This window comes from Rhodococcus wratislaviensis, from assembly GCF_900455735.1.
Lineage (GTDB): Bacteria > Actinomycetota > Actinomycetes > Mycobacteriales > Mycobacteriaceae > Rhodococcus_F > Rhodococcus_F wratislaviensis.
On record NZ_UAUI01000026.1, the window covers coordinates 161632 to 177832 of the forward strand.

A 16201-nucleotide genomic window follows, 5' to 3' on the forward strand; every position below is an offset into this window, starting at 1 on the left:
TCGAACCTACTCGTACCGGGCGGACATGCGCAGCGCCCGGGAACGCAGGGCGGCCCGCAGAGCGTCCGGTGCGAGCACTTCCGCGTCCTCGCCGAACGCCCACAGAACCCCGCGTGCGTGGGAGTCGTCACCGAACACCACTTCCAGCCGCACCCGGTCGTCGTCGACCGACTGCTCGGAGCGGACGGCATAGGCACGCTCCACCAGGTCGTCGCGGCGCTCACGGCCCACGAGAACGTCGGCGACCACCGGCGTCCCGCGCGCCCGGAACGCCGAACGGCGACGCTCCCAGATCGCGGCGAGGTCGATGTCGGCAGATCGCTGCGCCGGCTCGTCGAGTTCGCGGACGTCCTCGATGCGCTCGAGCCGGTACGTCCGGTCGCGGCCGGCGTCCGTCGCCACCAGATACCACCGTCCCGCCGCATGGATGAGCCCCTGCGGGTCGATGACGCGCCACACCGCGTCGTTGCCCCGCGACGGGTACAGGATGCTCAGCCGCCGGCCCACGAACACCGCCTGCTGGATCAGCCCGAGATGATCGTCCACCGGTTCCGGGTCGGTCAGCCACGTTCCCTGGGTGACGAACACCCGCTCCGCCACCTTCGTCGCCGCCGCCCGGTGCGCGTCCGGCATCGCCGCCACCACCTTGCGCATCGCCGACGCGAATGCCGGCGCCATGCCCAGCGATTCCGACGTCATCGCCGAGCCTGCCGCCAGCAGGGCCTTGGCCTCGTCGACGGTCAGACCGGTGAGGTCGGTGGTGAATCCCGGCAGCAACTCGAAGCCGCCGTCACGACCGCGTTCGGCATACACCGGTATCCCCGCCGTCGACAATGCGTCGATGTCCCGCAGCACGGTGCGCGGCGACACCTCGAGTTCGCGGGCCAGCGCCGACGCCGACATGCGTCCACGATTACGGAGCAGAAGGACGAGTGAGAGCAAACGGTCGGCACGCATGGGAAAAGTCTGGCAGAAATACATGACAGAAGATGTCATGTTTCGCGGCGATAGTTGCCTCATGACCAACACAACAGATCCCCGACCCCTGTACCGCGAAGCCCTCACCTGGACCACCGGCCTCATCGAGAAGGTCCGCGAAGACCAGCTGACGGCGTCCACTCCCTGCACCGACTTCGACGTCCGCACCCTGCTCGGCCACCTCGTCGCCACCGTGGAGAGGGCACGCGTCATCGGCGAGGGCGGCGACCCCGGCACCGTTCCGCTCGTCGTCACCGACATCCCCGGCGACGGCTACGCGGACGCCTACCGGTCCGCCGCGGACCGCATGTGGCCCGTCTGGACCGACGACAGCCGACTCGACGCAACAGTGACCGCGCCGTGGGGCACTGTTCCCGGCCGCGCCGCGATCTGGGGGTACATCAACGAGACCCTCGTGCACGGCTGGGACCTGGCCGTCGCCACCGGCCAACCCTCCGAGACCCGCCCGGAACTCGCCGAGGCCGTGCTCGCCGTCGCCCGGCACGCGATCCCGGCCGAGACGCGCGGCGGCCACGTGCCGTTCGCGGACGTGGTCGATCCGCACCCCACCGCCGGTCCCACCGAGCGCCTCGCCAACTGGTCGGGACGCAAGAGCATCTGACCCCGCGCACACGAACGGGCCGCCGGTGGATTACCACCGGCGGCCCGTTGTCGTTCGACTACTGCCTGACTACTCCGAGTCGGCTGCGCCGGACTTGGCCAGGTCGACCGGAACCTCGTCGGGGACCGTGACCGGCTTCGCCTCGCCGCGGAACGTGAACTTCGCGTCCTCGCCCGCGCCTTCGCCGTCCCAGTTCTCGACGTCGACGTACACGATCTGACCGGGACCGACCTCGCCGAAGAGGATCTTCTCCGACAGCTGGTCCTCGATCTCGCGCTGGATCGTGCGACGCAGCGGCCGCGCACCCAGGACCGGATCGAAGCCACGCTTGGCCAGCAGCGACTTGGCCTTGTCGCTGACCTCCATCGTCATGTCCTTGTTCTTCAAGGCCACCTCGACACGTGCCACCATCAGGTCCACCATCTGAACGATCTGCTCGGTGGTGAGCTGGTGGAACACGACGATGTCGTCGATGCGGTTGAGGAACTCGGGACGGAAGTGCTTCTTCAGCTCGTCGTGCACCTTGAGCTTCATCCGCTCGTAGTTCGACTCGTCGCCCTTACCGGACGTGAAGCCGAGACCCACTGCCTTGGAGATGTCCGAAGTACCGAGGTTCGAGGTGAAGATGAGCACCGTGTTCTTGAAGTCCACGGTCCGGCCCTGACCGTCGGTGAGACGGCCGTCTTCGAGCACCTGCAGGAGCGTGTTGTAGATCTCCTGGTGTGCCTTCTCGATCTCGTCGAACAGCACCACACTGAACGGCTTGCGGCGCACCTTCTCGGTGAGCTGGCCGCCCTCTTCGTAGCCGACGTAGCCGGGAGGGGCACCGAACAGCCGCGACGCGGTGAAGCGGTCGTGGAACTCACCCATGTCGATCTGGATGAGAGCGTCGTCCTCACCGAACAGGAAGTTGGCGAGCGACTTGGCCAGCTCGGTCTTACCGACACCGGACGGGCCGGCGAAGATGAACGAACCGGACGGACGCTTCGGGTCCTTCAGGCCGGCACGGGTACGACGGATGGCCTTGGCGACAGCCTTGACCGCGTCTTCCTGACCGATGATCCGCTTGTGCAGCTCCTCCTCCATGCGGAGCAGACGCGTGGTCTCCTCCTCGGTGAGCTTGAACACGGGGATGCCGGTCCAGTTACCCAGGACCTCGGCGATCTGCTCGTCGTCGACCTCGGCGATGACGTCCAGGTCACCGGAACGCCACTGCTTCTCCCGCTCCGCACGCTGAGCGACGAGAGTCTTCTCCTTGTCGCGCAGGTTCGCGGCCTTCTCGAAGTCCTGCGCGTCGATCGCGGACTCCTTCTCGCGGCGGGCGTCGGCGATCTTGTCGTCGAACTCGCGGAGGTCCGGCGGTGCGGTCATCCGGCGGATGCGCATCCGGGCTCCGGCCTCGTCGATGAGGTCGATGGCCTTGTCCGGCAGGAAGCGGTCGTTGATGTAGCGATCGGCCAGGGTGGCTGCGGCGACGAGTGCACCGTCCGTGATGGACACGCGGTGGTGCGCCTCGTAGCGGTCGCGAAGACCCTTGAGGATCTCGATGGTGTGTTCCACCGTCGGCTCGCCGACCTGCACCGGCTGGAAGCGGCGCTCCAGTGCGGCGTCCTTCTCGATGTACTTGCGGTACTCGTCGAGGGTGGTGGCACCGATGGTCTGCAGCTCACCGCGGGCGAGCTTCGGCTTGAGGATCGAGGCCGCGTCGATGGCGCCCTCGGCCGCGCCTGCACCCACGAGGGTGTGCAGCTCGTCGATGAACAGGATGATGTCGCCGCGGGTGTTGATCTCCTTGAGGACCTTCTTCAGGCGCTCTTCGAAGTCACCGCGGTAGCGGCTGCCTGCCACGAGCGACCCGAGGTCGAGCGTGTACAGCTGCTTGTCCTTGAGCGTCTCGGGGACCTCGCCGTTGACGATGGCCTGAGCGAGACCCTCGACGACGGCGGTCTTACCGACACCGGGCTCGCCGATCAGCACCGGGTTGTTCTTGGTACGGCGCGACAGCACCTGCATGACGCGCTCGATTTCCTTCGAGCGGCCGATGACGGGGTCGAGCTTGCCTTCGAGGGCTGCCTGGGTGAGGTTGCGACCGAACTGGTCGAGCACCAGCGACGTGGACGGGGTGCCCGCCTCGCCGCGAGTGCCGCCGGCCTCGGCCGGCTCCTTGCCCTGGTAGCCGGAGAGCAGCTGGATGACCTGCTGACGCACCCGGTTGAGGTCGGCACCGAGCTTGACCAGAACCTGCGCTGCGACGCCTTCACCCTCGCGGATGAGGCCGAGCAGGATGTGCTCCGTGCCGATGTAGTTGTGTCCGAGCTGCAGTGCCTCGCGCAGGCTGAGCTCCAGGACTTTTTTGGCACGCGGGGTGAAGGGGATGTGGCCGGACGGGGCCTGCTGGCCCTGGCCGATGATCTCCTCGACCTGGCTGCGCACTCCTTCGAGGGAGATGCCCAACGACTCCAGCGACTTGGCAGCGACACCTTCGCCCTCGTGAATGAGGCCGAGCAGGATGTGCTCCGTACCGATGTAGTTGTGGTTGAGCATCCTGGCTTCTTCTTGAGCCAGGACAACAACGCGCCGTGCGCGATCGGTGAACCTCTCGAACATCGCTCTCCCTCACACTTTCCGACGTGCAGTCACGAGACCGGGTGTCTCGTCCCTGTGCGCCGCGTTTCGCTCCGGCACTACAAGCAGATCGCCAGCGCCTGCTCCGAGGGCAGAAGCCCCGAACCGACGAAGGTTCCACGACCCCAGCTATTACTCTAGTTGGCTGCCGATCGACCTGCTGCCCCTCCACCCCTTTAGGTAGAAGAGCAGGCCTGCTTACCCGTATTTAACGCCCCAGCTCCGGCAATCGTTTCCCCTTCGCTGTACGCCTGGAGCGAACAGGTCCCGCGATGCCGATGTGGACCACCATTTCGTAGCCGCCGGGATGGCTCGAATGGGCACTTCTTTCCAGTTGTTCGCCATCCAGACGTTCCTGGACGGGACCCGGCGGGCACGTCGTGACCGTGGTGTCGCAGAAATGCGACGACCGCTTTGCCCGCGAAGTTCGAGGCCCGCTCCCCGAAGGAAGCGAGACCTGCGTGTCCGGACAGGGTATGTCGATGAGCTGTGAGTTCGCCACCCATATGTTTCCGCCGGCCTCGCGGCGATACCCAGCGGGTTGCGCAGGCCTTCCCCGGTAACCGGCGCCACCCGGCGCGAGAGGAGTTGGTGAGAGCTACCCCGCGACGGGGGCGACGAAACTGCAGGGCACGTCGCGCGGGTGTGCCGGATCCAGGGCGTTCAGCACGAATCCGGCGGCCCGTGCCGAACCGGCGACGGCGACGTGGTCGGAGTAGTCCTGCTCGCAACCGTCCTGGACGACGATGTTGGTGGTGTCCGGGCCCGGCTCGATGCCGCTCGTGTACGGGACGACCAGTTCGTCGTAGCGGGTCGCGATGTTGGTGTACTCGATGCCGGGGACGTAGACCCCGTCTGCCCGCATGCGGTCGATGAACGCGGACCCCTGGAGCATCTCGGGACAGGCCCGGCAGACGGGGAAACCCGCCGCCATCTCGTCGTCGATGCCGAGCGACCGCATGTACCGCCCGACGCTGATCTGGTCGTTGCCGTACGTGCCGTGCCACGGCGGTGCCAGTGACACGACCTTTGCGACCTTGTCTGCACCACCGAAGAACTTCACGTAGTTGTTCGCCTGCAGGGTGCCCTGGGAATGTCCGACCAGGTCGACTTTCGAGGCGCCCGTGCTCGACAGCACCTGATCGACGAATGCGGCGATCTGAGCGGTGCCGGTGTCGATGGGAGTCATCCCGCCGATCGCATCGAGCGGCCACGGCAGGTCGGGGAAGTTGCCGTAGGTGAGGGAATACACGCAGTAGCCCTCGTTGGCGAGGAGCGGTGCGTACACCGCCCAGTTGGTCTGGCGTGCGCCTCCCGTGCCGTGGACGAGGACCACCGGTTCGGGATGCGCGTCACTCGGCCGGCAGGACCAGTCGTTCGAACCCGGGGCCGAACCGCCCGGATTTCCCAATTCGAGGGGCACGCCGGCGAGGAACGAATCCGGCACCGGATAGGTCGGCGCTGCGGACGCCACCCCGGCCCACATCACGAACGCCAGGAACAGAATCCCTGAAACGGCCACGCAGCGGCGCACGGCTACCCCCAGACTTCCCGATTAACGGATCAGTGCGGGACGGTAACAGTCCAGGTCACCTCGCGGAGCGAATCAGCGAATTCTGTTCCCAGCTAACTTTCAGTTCGCCTTGTTGTAGGCGTCGATAATTTCCGCGGAGATACGCCCGCGCGCAGAAACCTTTTTGTTGTTCTTGCGCGCCCATTCACGGATAGCGGCGCTCTGTTCCCGATCGACCGAAACTCGGGACTTGGTGGCGGCCGGGGCCGCCACGGCCTTGCCGCGCTTGCGCGAGCTCACCTTGCGCGCGTGGGAAACCCACACGTCGAGCTGCTCGCGCAATTTCGCCGCATTCTCCGAGGAAAGGTCGATCTCGTACTGAACACCGTCGAGTCCGAACTCGACCGTCTCGTCGGCAGACGCCTCTTGATCGACATCGTCGATCAGGGTGACAGTGACCTTCTTAGCCATGGGATGAAATTCCTCTCGAATGAAGCGACGTCTCATCGTCAACGTGAGCTACGACCCGGAGGTAACCATACCCCTGTTCTTCCGATTCGGAATACGAGGAATGGATCGAATTCATCCGCGTGAATTCACCCTGGTGAATCAGCGAGAAGAAGGCCGAACAATGGGAAAGAGGATTGTTTCGCGGATTCCCAAACCCGTCAAAGCCATGAGCAGACGGTCGATTCCCATTCCGGTACCGGTGGTCGGCGGCATTCCCTGCTCCATTGCGGCGAGGAATTCTTCGTCGAGGGCCATCGCCTCGTCGTCCCCGGCCGACGCGAGACGCGCCTGATCGACGAACCGCTCACGCTGGATGACCGGATCGACCAATTCCGAATAGCCCGTGGCCAACTCGAACCCGCGGATGTAGAGGTCCCACTTCTCGGTCACCCCGGCCTTGCTGCGGTGGTCACGAGTCAGCGGCGACGTCTCGACCGGGAAATCACGGACGAACGTCGGCTCGAACAACTGGTCGCCGCACTGGTGCTCCCACAGTTCCTCGACGAGCTTTCCGTGCCCGTAACCCTTGTCCTTGGGGACCTCCAGGCCCACCTTCTCGGCGAGCGCCAGCAATTCCTCGACGGTGGTATCCGGAGTGACCTCGACACCGATCGCCTGCGACAGCGACGGGTACATCTCGAGGGTCTTCCATTCACCACTGAGGTCGTATTCGGTGCCGTCGGCGAGAGTGACGACCTGCGAACCGAAAGCGGCCTGCGCCACTTCCTGGACGAGTTCGCGGATCATGACGGCCGAATCGTCGTACGTGCCGTACGCCTCGTACGTCTCGAGCATCGCGAATTCCGGCGAGTGCGTCGAGTCGACACCCTCGTTGCGGAAATTCCGGTTGATCTCGAAGACCTTCTCGATACCGCCGACGACGCACCGCTTCAGGAACAGTTCGGGAGCGATACGGAGATAGAGATCGATATCGAGGGCATTGGAATGCGTGATGAAGGGACGGGCCGCCGCGCCGCCCGCCACCGTCTGCAGCATCGGCGTCTCGACCTCGAGGAACCCGCGACGCTCGAGCGCGTTCCGGAGCTCACGGACGACAGCCACCCGCTTACGCGCATTCTCCCGCGCATCGGAGCGCACGATCAGATCGGCGTAGCGCTGCCGGACCCGGGACTCCTCGTTCATCTCCTTGTGCGCAACCGGCAGCGGCCGGAGCGACTTGGACGCGATCTGCCACGAATCGGCCATCACACTCAGCTCACCGCGACGGGAGCTGATCACCTCACCGTGCACGAAGACGAAGTCACCGAGGTCGACATCGGCCTTCCACGACGCGAGAGCGTCCTCGCCGACGGCGGCGAGACTGATCATCGCCTGCAGCTGGGTGCCGTCGCCTTCCTGCAGCGTCGCGAAGCACAACTTGCCCGTGTTGCGCACGAAGATCACCCGGCCGGCGACACCGACCTGGTCGCCGGTCGCCGTGTCGGGCTCGAGTTCCGGGTACTTGGCCCGGATCTCCGCCAGCGAGTGGGTGCGCGCCACCGACACCGGGTACGCCTCGCGTCCCTCCGCGAGGATGCGCTCACGCTTCTCCTGGCGGATCCGAAGCTGCTCGGGGGTGTCGTCGACTGGCTGGGCTGCTACTTCACTCACGGGTCACCAGCCTAATCGACAGCCGGGCGTGCCCCTATTCAGAGGTCGGTACCAACTCGACGGCTCGCCGTCAGTGTGCCGAGACGGTGGCCAGCTCCCGCACGCAGTGCTGCGTGGCGATGAGCGAGCCCAGCAACCCCGCCGCCTTGATCGCCTTGTACCCGCCCACGAGATCGGTCGCCTTGTGCAGACCCAGCTGCTGCAGCGCCGCCGCGGCGAGACTGGACGTGTAGCCCTCGGAGCAGACGATGATCCACTCGACGTCGTGGTCCACCGCAAGCGCCAGGTGCGCCGAGCTGGTGGGATCGCACCGCCACTCGAGGACGTTGCGTTCGATGGCGAGCGCACCGGGCAGCGTTCCCTCGACCGCTCGCTGCGCCTGCGGGCGGATGTCCACCACGATCGCGCCGCGCGCCACGGCCTCGGGCAGCTCGAATGCGTACATGCGGTCGATCTGGTTGCGGGCCTCTTCGAGCATCTGGTCGATGTTCACTTCGAACCACCCTCGGGGAGATCGGTGAGCTCGGTCCGGGTACGGCGCAGCGTGCCGTGGTCGGTGACCTCGTAATAGGACATGGCCGACAGCGGCGGCGAGTAGGCGTGCACGCTCAGCGTCGGCGTCACCACCTCCGCTCCGGGTGCGTCCGGCGCCCGCACCACGTCATGGACCCAGCCGAGCGGGAACGACGCCTGATCGCCGGCGTCGAGAGTGCGGTGGCGCAGTCGGTCACCCGCCCAACGGAACTCGGACAGCGCGCCACTGAGAACGGTGAGCGCGCCGAAAGATCCTGCGTGGTCGTGCAATTCGGTGTTCCGGTCGGGAACCCAGCTGATCAGCCAGACGTCGACGTCGTCGTCCGAGTAGAGCCGGGTCGACCAGCGCTCGTCGGTGGGCCAGCTCTGCGGGAGCAGGACGTCGTGACGGCCGTCGAGGACCTCGGAAGCACCCTGATCGGTGATGCGCAGCAGGTCAGCCGGGCGAAGACGGGTGGGTACAGATGCAGAAGAATACGTTGCGAGCACGAGAGAGACTCCCAGAAGTGTGAATTGGTCAAGGCAGCGTTCAGCCTCGACAACACTCCTGAGCACTCGTGCAGAGATTCACGGGGACTATTCTGACATAACTTCCGCGAAGAGGGAACCCGTCACTCGAGCGGGCTGCGACGCGCACCCCGGCGAGCCTGATTCCGCTCGTAGACCAGGCGCAGCCCTTCCAGCGTGAGATCCGGTTCGTGCTCGTCGACGGTCTCCGTCTCGGGCATGATCAGCGGCGCGCGGTCACCGGTCGCGATCACCACCACGTCGGAACCGGAGAAGGCGGGCAGTTCCTTGCGCACGCGACGGACCAGCCCGTCGACGAGCCCGGCGAAACCGAACACCGCACCCGACTGCATGCATTCGACGGTGTTCTTGCCGACGACGGAGCGGGGCCGAACCAGTTCGACCTTGCGCAGCGCCGCCGACTGCGACGCGAGTGCGTCCGAGGAGATCTCGAGGCCCGGCGCGATGGCGCCGCCGAGGAACTCGCCCTTGGCGGACACCACGTCGACGCACGTGGACGTCCCGAAGTCGACCACGATGCACGGTGCGTCGTAGAGGTGATGCGCCGCAAGACTGTTCACGATCCGGTCGGCGCCCACCTCCTTGGGGTTGTCGACGAGCAGCGGAACACCGGTTCGCACCCCGGGTTCCACCAGCACGTGCGGGACGTGCCCCCAGTACCGCGTCAGCATCACGCGGATCTCCCGCAGCACCGACGGCACCGTCGACAGCGCGGACACACCGGTGATCTGATCGGTGTGCGCGCCGAGGAGCCCCCGGAAGATGAGGGCCAACTCGTCGGCCGTCATGCGCGCGTCGGTGCGCATCCGCCAGTCCTGCACCAACTTCGAGTGTTCACCGGTACCGGTGAACAGTCCGAGAACGATGTTCGTGTTCCGGACGTCGACGGTGAGGAGCATGGGTTACACCAAACTGGATTCGCGCTCGGCGTCGAGCGTCGACAGCATGCGCGGGGTGATGAGACCGGAGCCCTCCGGGGCGTGCGCCGGGTCGGCGCCGAGCTCGATCGGCGAGTTGGCGGCGTCGACGAACACGACGCGCGGCTCGTAGTCGCGCACCTCCTGCTCGTTCATGACGCCGTAGGCGATGAGGATGACGAGGTCGCCGGGCTTGACCAGATGCGCTGCCGCACCGTTGATCCCGATGACGCCGCTTCCCCGCTCACCGGCGATCACATAGGTTTCGAGCCGCGCGCCGTTGTCGATGTCGACGATGCACACCTGCTCACCCTCGAGGAGGTCGGCGGCGTCCATCAGATCCTGGTCGACCGTCACCGAGCCCACGTAGTGCAGGTCGGCATGTGTGACGGTGGCGCGATGGATCTTCGACTTCATCATGGTGCGAAACATGTTCCGGTCCTTACTCTTCTAGCGGGAAAGAAGTTCGTCTGCGTCCGACGCGCCGGACGGTGGTTCGGCATCGCGTTCGAGGAATCCGGTGCCGACGGCGACACCGACGTTGTCGATCAACCGGGTGGTCCCGAGCCTGGCTGCGACGAGCAGTCGGCCGTCGCCTCGTTCGGGGGCGGGGCCGAGATCGACGCCCCGTACTTCGAGGTAGTCGACCTCGATCTCCGGGACGGACGCCAGCACGTCGCGGGCGGTGGCGAGGATCGCCTCGGCACCACCGGCGGCGGCGTGGGCGCCGGCGATCAGGGCCGCGGACAGTGCCGTCGCCGCGTTGCGCTGCGCCTCGTCGAGGTAGCGGTTGCGCGAGGACAGTGCCAGTCCGTCGTGCTCGCGCACCGTGGGCACGCCGAAGATCCGGACGTCGAAGTTCAGGTCGGTCACCATCTGCCGGATCAACGTCAGCTGCTGGTAGTCCTTCTCGCCGAAATACGCGACGTTCGGCGCTGCGATCTGCAGCAGCTTGGCGACGACGGTGAGCATCCCCGCGAAGTGCGTCGGCCGGGACGCGCCCTCCAGCTCGGCGCCGAGCGGTCCGGGATGGATCGTCGTCCGCGGTCCTGCCGGGTACATGGTGGCTGCGGTGGGCACGAACGCCAGCTCGACCCCGGCCTCGCGCAGCAGTTCGAGATCGGCGTCGAGGGTGCGCGGGTAGGCGTCGAGGTCTTCGCCGGCCCCGAACTGCAACGGGTTGACGAAGATCGAGACGATCACGACCGCGCCGGTGAGCTTGGCCTGCCGCACCAGCTCGAGGTGACCCGTGTGGAGAGCTCCCATCGTCGGCACGAGTGCGACCTGGCGGCCGACGCCGCGAAGCGCCTTCGAGACCCGGGTCAGCACGTTCGGGTCGTGGTGCACGGTCAGTTCGCCGCGCTTGTATCCGCCCTGCAGATCGCTCACGGAACTCACCTCCGGTCTTCCAGGATTTCCAGCAGTTCAGGTGTCGCGCCGGCGCGTTGCGCCGATCGCAGAGAGAGGGCGCGGTAGCCGGCCGCGATCCGAGGATCTACCTCTTCGAGTACCCGCAGATGCGTCGCCACCGCTTCCGAGTCCCCCCGCGCGACCGGCCCGGTCAGTGCCGACGGCCCGCGGCGCAGAGCGTTGTCGAGGGCCGCGGACAGCAGCGGCTGGAGAACGCGTTCGGCCAGGCCGTTCGGATCGTCGCCGATCAGCTCCTGGCCGAGCAGTTCCTGGCCCTCGAGGGCGACGCGCAGCGCGGCAACGGCGTCGACGACGAGCGTGACCAGGTGGTTGCTGCCGTGAGCGAGTGCGGCGTGGTAGAGCGGCCGCATGTCCTCACGGACCCGGACAGGCTCGCCACCGATCTCGAGGACCAGCGACTGTGCGATCGCGTAACCGATGTCGTCGGCCGCGGTGATGCCGAAACAGGCGGACGCGAGACGGACGGTGTCCTCGTCGTGCCCGGTGAACGTCATCGCGGGGTGAATCGCGAGCGGAACGACTCCCTGCTCGGTGAGGGGGTCGAGGATCCCGATGCCGTTCGCGCCGGACGTGTGGGCCACGATCGCGCGGCTCGGCACCGCACGGGTGGAGGCCAGCCCCGCGATCAATGACGGCAGTTCGGCGTCGGGGACGGCGAGAATGAGCAGTTCGGAGCGGGCCGCGACCTCTGCCACCGGCAGAATCTCGGTCTCGGGAAGCCGGGTGCGTGCCCGGTGACGTGACGCGTCGGAGACCGCCGAGCAGGCGACGACGACGTGACCTGCCCGCTCCAACGCGGCACCGATTGCTGTACCGACCCGGCCGGCGGAGACGATTCCTACCGTCAACCTCGCAGGCGCAGGGCCATTAGTGATCCCGAAAGAGGTCACCTTCGTCCTCTCGTTCGTTCCAGTCCCGCTCGGCGGGTACCAGACGTTCTCGAGTGAGGATAGCCCGGCTCGAACTCACCCCGCCATGCGCCGGCGGAGTGATATATGCCTCACACGATGCGGGTTGATCCTCGGGCGCGTCCGGCCTTATTCGGCCCGGCGACGCCTGCCTCCGGCGCTCTGGGCGGTCCCGGACGCCGACTGCATGTTGGCCATGATCTCGGCGACGGACAGCCCGTTCGAGTGCGCACCCGACGGTTCGTCGTCCTCGGGCGCCCGCCGGCGGCCCCGCCGCGCTTCGGGCTCTGCCTCTTCCTCGGAGTCGGAGTCGGGCTCGGGCTCGGGTTCCGCGACAGGTTCGGGCTCGACCTCCGCGACCGGCTCCGGCTCGGGCGCCGGCCGGGTCTCGGCAACCGGCTCGGGTTCCGGTTCCGGTTCCGGTTCGACCTCGATCTCGGGTTCGGTATGTCCGGCGTAGGCGGGTTCCACGATGGACGTCTCCGCGGTGACCGGATCGTCGTCCGGATTCGCGAAATGGTGAGACGACTGGGCGGAACCACTCTGATGCCCGGCACCGGCGGCATGCCCCGCACCCGGGATGTACAGGCCCGACGCCGCAGGCTGGTAGCTGCTGTACGAGCCGCCTGCGAGTTCCTGCACCCGAGTCGAATCCGCCCGCAGCGCGATCCGCTCGGTCGGCATCGCGCCGTCGAACAGGGCCTCCAGATTCTTGCGGAGCGACGAGAGTTCGGCCCGCAGCGCGGCGAGTTCCTCGGCGTCGGCGCGCACCTCGCTGCGCACCCGCTTCTCGACGGTGAGCTCGTATTCGCGCCGTGCCGAGATCTCCCGCTCGAGCTGCAACTCGTAGACGGTCTGCAGGTCGTTGACCTTCGCCTTGTCGAGCGCCGACTCGCGCCGGTACTTCGTCATGGCGATGGCGCCGACCGTGGCAGCCCACAGCGCGGCCACCAGGCCCACCCGCAGGAGTTGGACACTGTCGCTGAAGATCAGGAAGAGGGACGCGATCACCGCGAGTGCGAGTAACCCCGCAACGATCATCTGGCTCGCGCTGCGCCTGTTGCGGCGCGCAGACTTGAGGCGACCAGGATTCGTCATGGTGCCAGGGTACTTGGCCGCGAAGGGTGCACCGCGCATTCGTTCGGACCTGCGGCGATCCTTGGTGCCCTAATGCGCCGGCTCGTCCGACGGGTCGTCGGGGGTGCGGCAGCAATGTTCCAGCCACAGTGCCGCGCCGACGAGCGCAAGCGCGGCGACGAGACCCACCCACGCGCCGGGAGTGTCCGAGACCGCGGCCCGGAGCACCGAACGCTGCGGAAGCAGGTACAGCAGGAACCCGCCCCATACCCCGGCCGTCGCGGCACCGACGAGCGCGGATGCCTTGGCCAGCGCCGCCACCCGGGCGGCGGTGATCGGGTGCAGCTGACGCGGTCCGTCGCCCAGTTGATGGTTGCTGATCCGGGACCGCACCATGAACGCGAGCACGACCTCGATCAGCGCGACCGGATACAGCGACGCCCCGGCGTACACGGGAATCGGCGGAAACGATCCGTAGAACACGCGGACCAGAATCCAGGTGGCGGCGACGGCGAGCGCGGCCAGGAACAGCAGATCCCAGATGCGCGTGGGTTTCATCGTGCCCGTCGGTTCCGGCTTCATCGCGACCGCCGGTCCAGGACGAGCCGCGTCCGGTGCACACCGGCCCGTTCCTCGTCGTCCAGCAGCGGCAGCAGCGCGTCCACCCGGGTCGTCGTCCCGTCGACCGGCAACACCGCCTCGGGTTCGACGTCCAGCCACGGAATCAGCACGAAGGCACGCTCGTGCGCTCTCGGGTGCGGCAACGTCAATTCCGGGTCGTCGCTGCGGATGTCGTCGCACGTGACGACGTCGACGTCGAGCGTGCGCGGACCCCACCGTTCGATCCGCACCCGGTCGGCGGCGGCCTCGAGTTCCTGCCCGCGCCGCAGCCAGCCGTAGCCGTCGAGTGCGGGATCGTCGACGACGAGGACCGCGTTGAGGAAGTCCTGCTGCTCGACACCGCCCCACGGCGCCGTCGAATACACCGGCGAGACCGCGACGACCGCGTCACCGAGACCGTCCAGAACGGACTGCAGATGGGCAAGGCTGTCGCCGACGTTCGATCCGATCGACAACACCGCGCGACTCATGGCCGCGACCTGTGCGCGACCACCGCGACGTCCGCGAACGTCAGCGGGATCGGCGCGGACGGCTTGTGCAACACCACCTCGGTGCTCCGGACGCGAGGATCGGTCATCACCCCGTCCGCGATCTCCGCGGCGACGGTCTCGATGAGGTCCCGTGAGGGTCCCGCCACGATCGCGGCCGCGCGCTCGGCCAGTCCGCCGTAGTCCAGGGTGTCGTCGAGGTCGTCCGATGCGGCGGCCGGGGCGAGGTCCATCCACACGGTGATGTCGACGTAGAAGTCCTGACCGTCCCGCTTCTCGTGCTCGAAGACGCCGTGATTGCCACGAACCTTCAACCCGCGCAACTCGATTCGATCACTCACGTCCGGCTGCACCCTTTGCCCAGGCCTCGGCGACCGCAATCGCGTCGAGGGAACCCTGCGCATCGTGCACACGCACTCCCCACGCTCCGTGGGTCGCGGCGAGCGCCGAGACGACGGCGGTCGCGATCTCCCGTCCGGCGGGCGGGCGCGGCTCCCCGTCCGAATCCGCCAGCAGCGAACCCAGGAACCGCTTGCGGGACGCGCCGATCAGGACGGGGAATCCCAGCTCGTTGAACTCGGGCAGCGCCTTCAGCAACGCCCAGTTGTGGTCGGCATTCTTCGCGAAACCGAGACCCGGATCCAGCACCAGCGAACCCGGATCCACCCCTGCCTTCACGGCCAGGTCGACCTGGACCATCAGTTCGTCCCGGACCTCACGGACCACGTCTTCGTAATGGTCGGCGGTGCCGCGGTGCACATAGTCGGCGGCCGAACGCCAGTGCATCAGGATCCACGGAACTCCGGCGTCCGCGACGACCGAGGCCATCGCCGCATCCGCGCGGCCACCGGCGACGTCGTTGATGATCGACGCACCCGCCTCGATCGCGGCCTGCGCGACGGACGCCCGCATCGTGTCGACGCTGACGCAGATGCCCTCGCTCACCAGGTCCGCGATCACGGGTGCGACGCGACCGGCTTCGACGTCGGGATCGACCCGCGCCGCGCCCGGCCGGGTGGACTCGCCGCCGACGTCGACGATGTCGACGCCGAGACGCTTCAGTTCCAGACCGCGCGCGAGCGCCGCGTCACGGTCCAGGAAACGTCCGCCGTCGGAGAAGGAATCGGTGGTGACGTTCAGGACGCCCATCACCACGGTTCGGCCTGGCGAGGGCAACTCGATCACGGTCACTTCCGCAGAATAAGGTCCAGAGCCTCGGAACGTGAGGCCGCGCTGGACTGGAGCAGGCCACGCACCGCGGAGGTGGTGGTACTCGCGCCAGGCTTGCGGATCCCCCGCATCGCCATGCACAGGTGCTCGGCCTCGATGACCACGATCGCACCGCGCGGGTCGAGCTTCCGCATGACCGCGTCGGCGATCTGACTGGTCAGACGCTCCTGAACCTGCGGACGCTTGGCGTACAGGTCGACCACGCGCGCCAGCTTCGACAGCCCGGTCACCTTGCCCGTCTTACCGGGGATGTACCCGACGTGGGCGACCCCGTGGAACGACACGAGGTGGTGCTCACACGTGGAGTACAGCGGAATGTCGCGAACGAGCACCAGCTCCTGGTGCCCCTCGTCGAACGTCGTGTTCAGCACGGTGTCCGGGTCGGTGTAGAGGCCCGCGAAGACCTCGCGATACGACCGCGCCACGCGGGCGGGCGTATCCCGCAGTCCGGGACGGTCCGGATTTTCACCGATCGCGATCAGCAGTTCGCGCACCGCAGCTTCGGCACGCGGCTGATCGAACACCCGGCCTGTCTCGAGTGCCACTGGCTCACTACCGAGATGATTCACCGACAACCGAAACTCCTCCAGTACCGGGACCGATCGTCC

Annotated in this window: 18 protein-coding genes; 1 reads left to right on the top strand and 17 read right to left on the bottom strand. The window is 67.1% G+C overall.

Annotated features, from left to right (window positions below; all coding sequences use genetic code 11):
* Positions 1-6 precede the first annotated feature (6 nt).
* A complete protein-coding gene (locus tag DTA22_RS31265; protein ID WP_037242307.1) occupies positions 7-957 on the bottom strand; it encodes a helix-turn-helix transcriptional regulator in 951 nt (316 codons plus the stop codon).
* Positions 958-1018: 61 nt separating this feature from the next.
* Between DTA22_RS31265 and DTA22_RS31270 the strand changes: the two genes are divergently transcribed.
* A complete protein-coding gene (locus DTA22_RS31270) occupies positions 1019-1600 on the top strand; it encodes a TIGR03086 family metal-binding protein (RefSeq protein WP_037242310.1) in 582 nt (193 codons plus the stop codon).
* Positions 1601-1669: 69 nt separating this feature from the next.
* Here the strand turns inward: DTA22_RS31270 and DTA22_RS31275 are convergent, their stop codons facing one another.
* The 16 genes from DTA22_RS31275 to folE form a co-directional block, all read right to left on the bottom strand.
* Positions 1670-4207, bottom strand: a complete 2538-nt coding sequence (locus DTA22_RS31275) for an ATP-dependent Clp protease ATP-binding subunit (protein ID WP_037242312.1) — start codon at positions 4205-4207, stop codon at positions 1670-1672.
* 616 nt (positions 4208-4823) lie between these two features.
* Positions 4824-5759: an esterase/lipase family protein gene (locus tag DTA22_RS31280; RefSeq protein WP_112302018.1), complete on the bottom strand. Its 936-nt coding sequence runs from the start codon at positions 5757-5759 to the stop codon at positions 4824-4826.
* A gap of 99 nt (positions 5760-5858) precedes the next feature.
* Positions 5859-6209: a histone-like nucleoid-structuring protein Lsr2 gene (locus DTA22_RS31285; protein ID WP_005244957.1), complete on the bottom strand. Its 351-nt coding sequence runs from the start codon at positions 6207-6209 to the stop codon at positions 5859-5861.
* A 138-nt stretch (positions 6210-6347) separates the two neighbouring features.
* Positions 6348-7859: a lysine--tRNA ligase gene (gene lysS / locus DTA22_RS31290; protein WP_112302019.1), complete on the bottom strand. Its 1512-nt coding sequence runs from the start codon at positions 7857-7859 to the stop codon at positions 6348-6350.
* 70 nt (positions 7860-7929) lie between these two features.
* On the bottom strand, positions 7930-8352 hold the full coding sequence (locus tag DTA22_RS31295; protein WP_112302020.1) for a rhodanese-like domain-containing protein: 423 nt from the start codon (positions 8350-8352) through the stop codon (positions 7930-7932).
* Positions 8349-8882, bottom strand: a complete 534-nt coding sequence (locus DTA22_RS31300) for a cysteine dioxygenase (RefSeq protein WP_037242322.1) — start codon at positions 8880-8882, stop codon at positions 8349-8351. The genes DTA22_RS31295 and DTA22_RS31300 overlap by 4 nt, the downstream gene beginning before the upstream one ends.
* Positions 8883-9004: 122 nt before the next feature.
* A complete protein-coding gene (locus DTA22_RS31305) occupies positions 9005-9820 on the bottom strand; it encodes a type III pantothenate kinase (RefSeq protein ID WP_005244962.1) in 816 nt (271 codons plus the stop codon).
* A gap of 3 nt (positions 9821-9823) precedes the next feature.
* Positions 9824-10270 carry an aspartate 1-decarboxylase gene (gene panD / locus DTA22_RS31310; protein ID WP_005262154.1) on the bottom strand — a complete coding sequence of 149 codons (447 nt, stop codon included), beginning with the start codon at positions 10268-10270 and terminating at the stop codon, positions 9824-9826.
* Positions 10271-10288: 18 nt separating this feature from the next.
* Positions 10289-11227 carry a pantoate--beta-alanine ligase gene (panC, locus tag DTA22_RS31315; RefSeq protein ID WP_112302110.1) on the bottom strand — a complete coding sequence of 313 codons (939 nt, stop codon included), beginning with the start codon at positions 11225-11227 and terminating at the stop codon, positions 10289-10291.
* Positions 11228-11232: 5 nt separating this feature from the next.
* Positions 11233-12159, bottom strand: coding sequence for a Rossmann-like and DUF2520 domain-containing protein (locus DTA22_RS31320; protein ID WP_037242324.1), 927 nt, complete (start codon positions 12157-12159; stop codon positions 11233-11235).
* A gap of 147 nt (positions 12160-12306) precedes the next feature.
* Positions 12307-13275: a DUF6779 domain-containing protein gene (locus tag DTA22_RS31325; RefSeq protein WP_181910948.1), complete on the bottom strand. Its 969-nt coding sequence runs from the start codon at positions 13273-13275 to the stop codon at positions 12307-12309.
* Positions 13276-13344: 69 nt separating this feature from the next.
* A complete protein-coding gene (locus tag DTA22_RS31330) occupies positions 13345-13812 on the bottom strand; it encodes a DUF3180 domain-containing protein (protein ID WP_181910949.1) in 468 nt (155 codons plus the stop codon).
* 20 nt (positions 13813-13832) lie between these two features.
* A complete protein-coding gene (folK, locus tag DTA22_RS31335) occupies positions 13833-14345 on the bottom strand; it encodes a 2-amino-4-hydroxy-6-hydroxymethyldihydropteridine diphosphokinase (protein ID WP_112302022.1) in 513 nt (170 codons plus the stop codon).
* The gene (gene folB / locus DTA22_RS31340) at positions 14342-14704 is read right to left on the bottom strand and encodes a dihydroneopterin aldolase (protein WP_037242509.1); all 363 of its coding nucleotides are present in this window, start codon (positions 14702-14704) and stop codon (positions 14342-14344) included. The genes folK and folB overlap by 4 nt, the downstream gene beginning before the upstream one ends.
* Positions 14697-15554, bottom strand: a complete 858-nt coding sequence (folP, locus tag DTA22_RS31345; RefSeq protein ID WP_112302023.1) for a dihydropteroate synthase — start codon at positions 15552-15554, stop codon at positions 14697-14699. The genes folB and folP overlap by 8 nt, the downstream gene beginning before the upstream one ends.
* Positions 15551-16168: a GTP cyclohydrolase I FolE gene (gene folE, locus DTA22_RS31350; protein ID WP_025431746.1), complete on the bottom strand. Its 618-nt coding sequence runs from the start codon at positions 16166-16168 to the stop codon at positions 15551-15553. Before folE ends, folP begins: the two co-directional genes overlap by 4 nt.
* Positions 16169-16201: the final 33 nt, after the last annotated feature.

Excerpts from the sequence above, each read along its gene's own strand:
- DTA22_RS31265 (WP_037242307.1), bottom strand. The coding sequence starts at position 957 with ATGCGTGCCGACCGTTTGCTCTCACTCGTCCTTCTGCTCCGTAATCGT.
- DTA22_RS31270 (WP_037242310.1), top strand. The coding sequence starts at position 1,019 with ATGACCAACACAACAGATCCCCGACCCCTGTACCGCGAAGCCCTCACC.
- DTA22_RS31275 (WP_037242312.1), bottom strand. The coding sequence starts at position 4,207 with ATGTTCGAGAGGTTCACCGATCGCGCACGGCGCGTTGTTGTCCTGGCT.
- DTA22_RS31285 (WP_005244957.1), bottom strand. The coding sequence starts at position 6,209 with ATGGCTAAGAAGGTCACTGTCACCCTGATCGACGATGTCGATCAAGAG.
- DTA22_RS31305 (WP_005244962.1), bottom strand. The coding sequence starts at position 9,820 with ATGCTCCTCACCGTCGACGTCCGGAACACGAACATCGTTCTCGGACTG.
- panD (WP_005262154.1), bottom strand. The coding sequence starts at position 10,270 with ATGTTTCGCACCATGATGAAGTCGAAGATCCATCGCGCCACCGTCACA.
- DTA22_RS31325 (WP_181910948.1), bottom strand. The coding sequence starts at position 13,275 with ATGACGAATCCTGGTCGCCTCAAGTCTGCGCGCCGCAACAGGCGCAGC.
- DTA22_RS31330 (WP_181910949.1), bottom strand. The coding sequence starts at position 13,812 with ATGAAACCCACGCGCATCTGGGATCTGCTGTTCCTGGCCGCGCTCGCC.
- folK (WP_112302022.1), bottom strand. The coding sequence starts at position 14,345 with ATGAGTCGCGCGGTGTTGTCGATCGGATCGAACGTCGGCGACAGCCTT.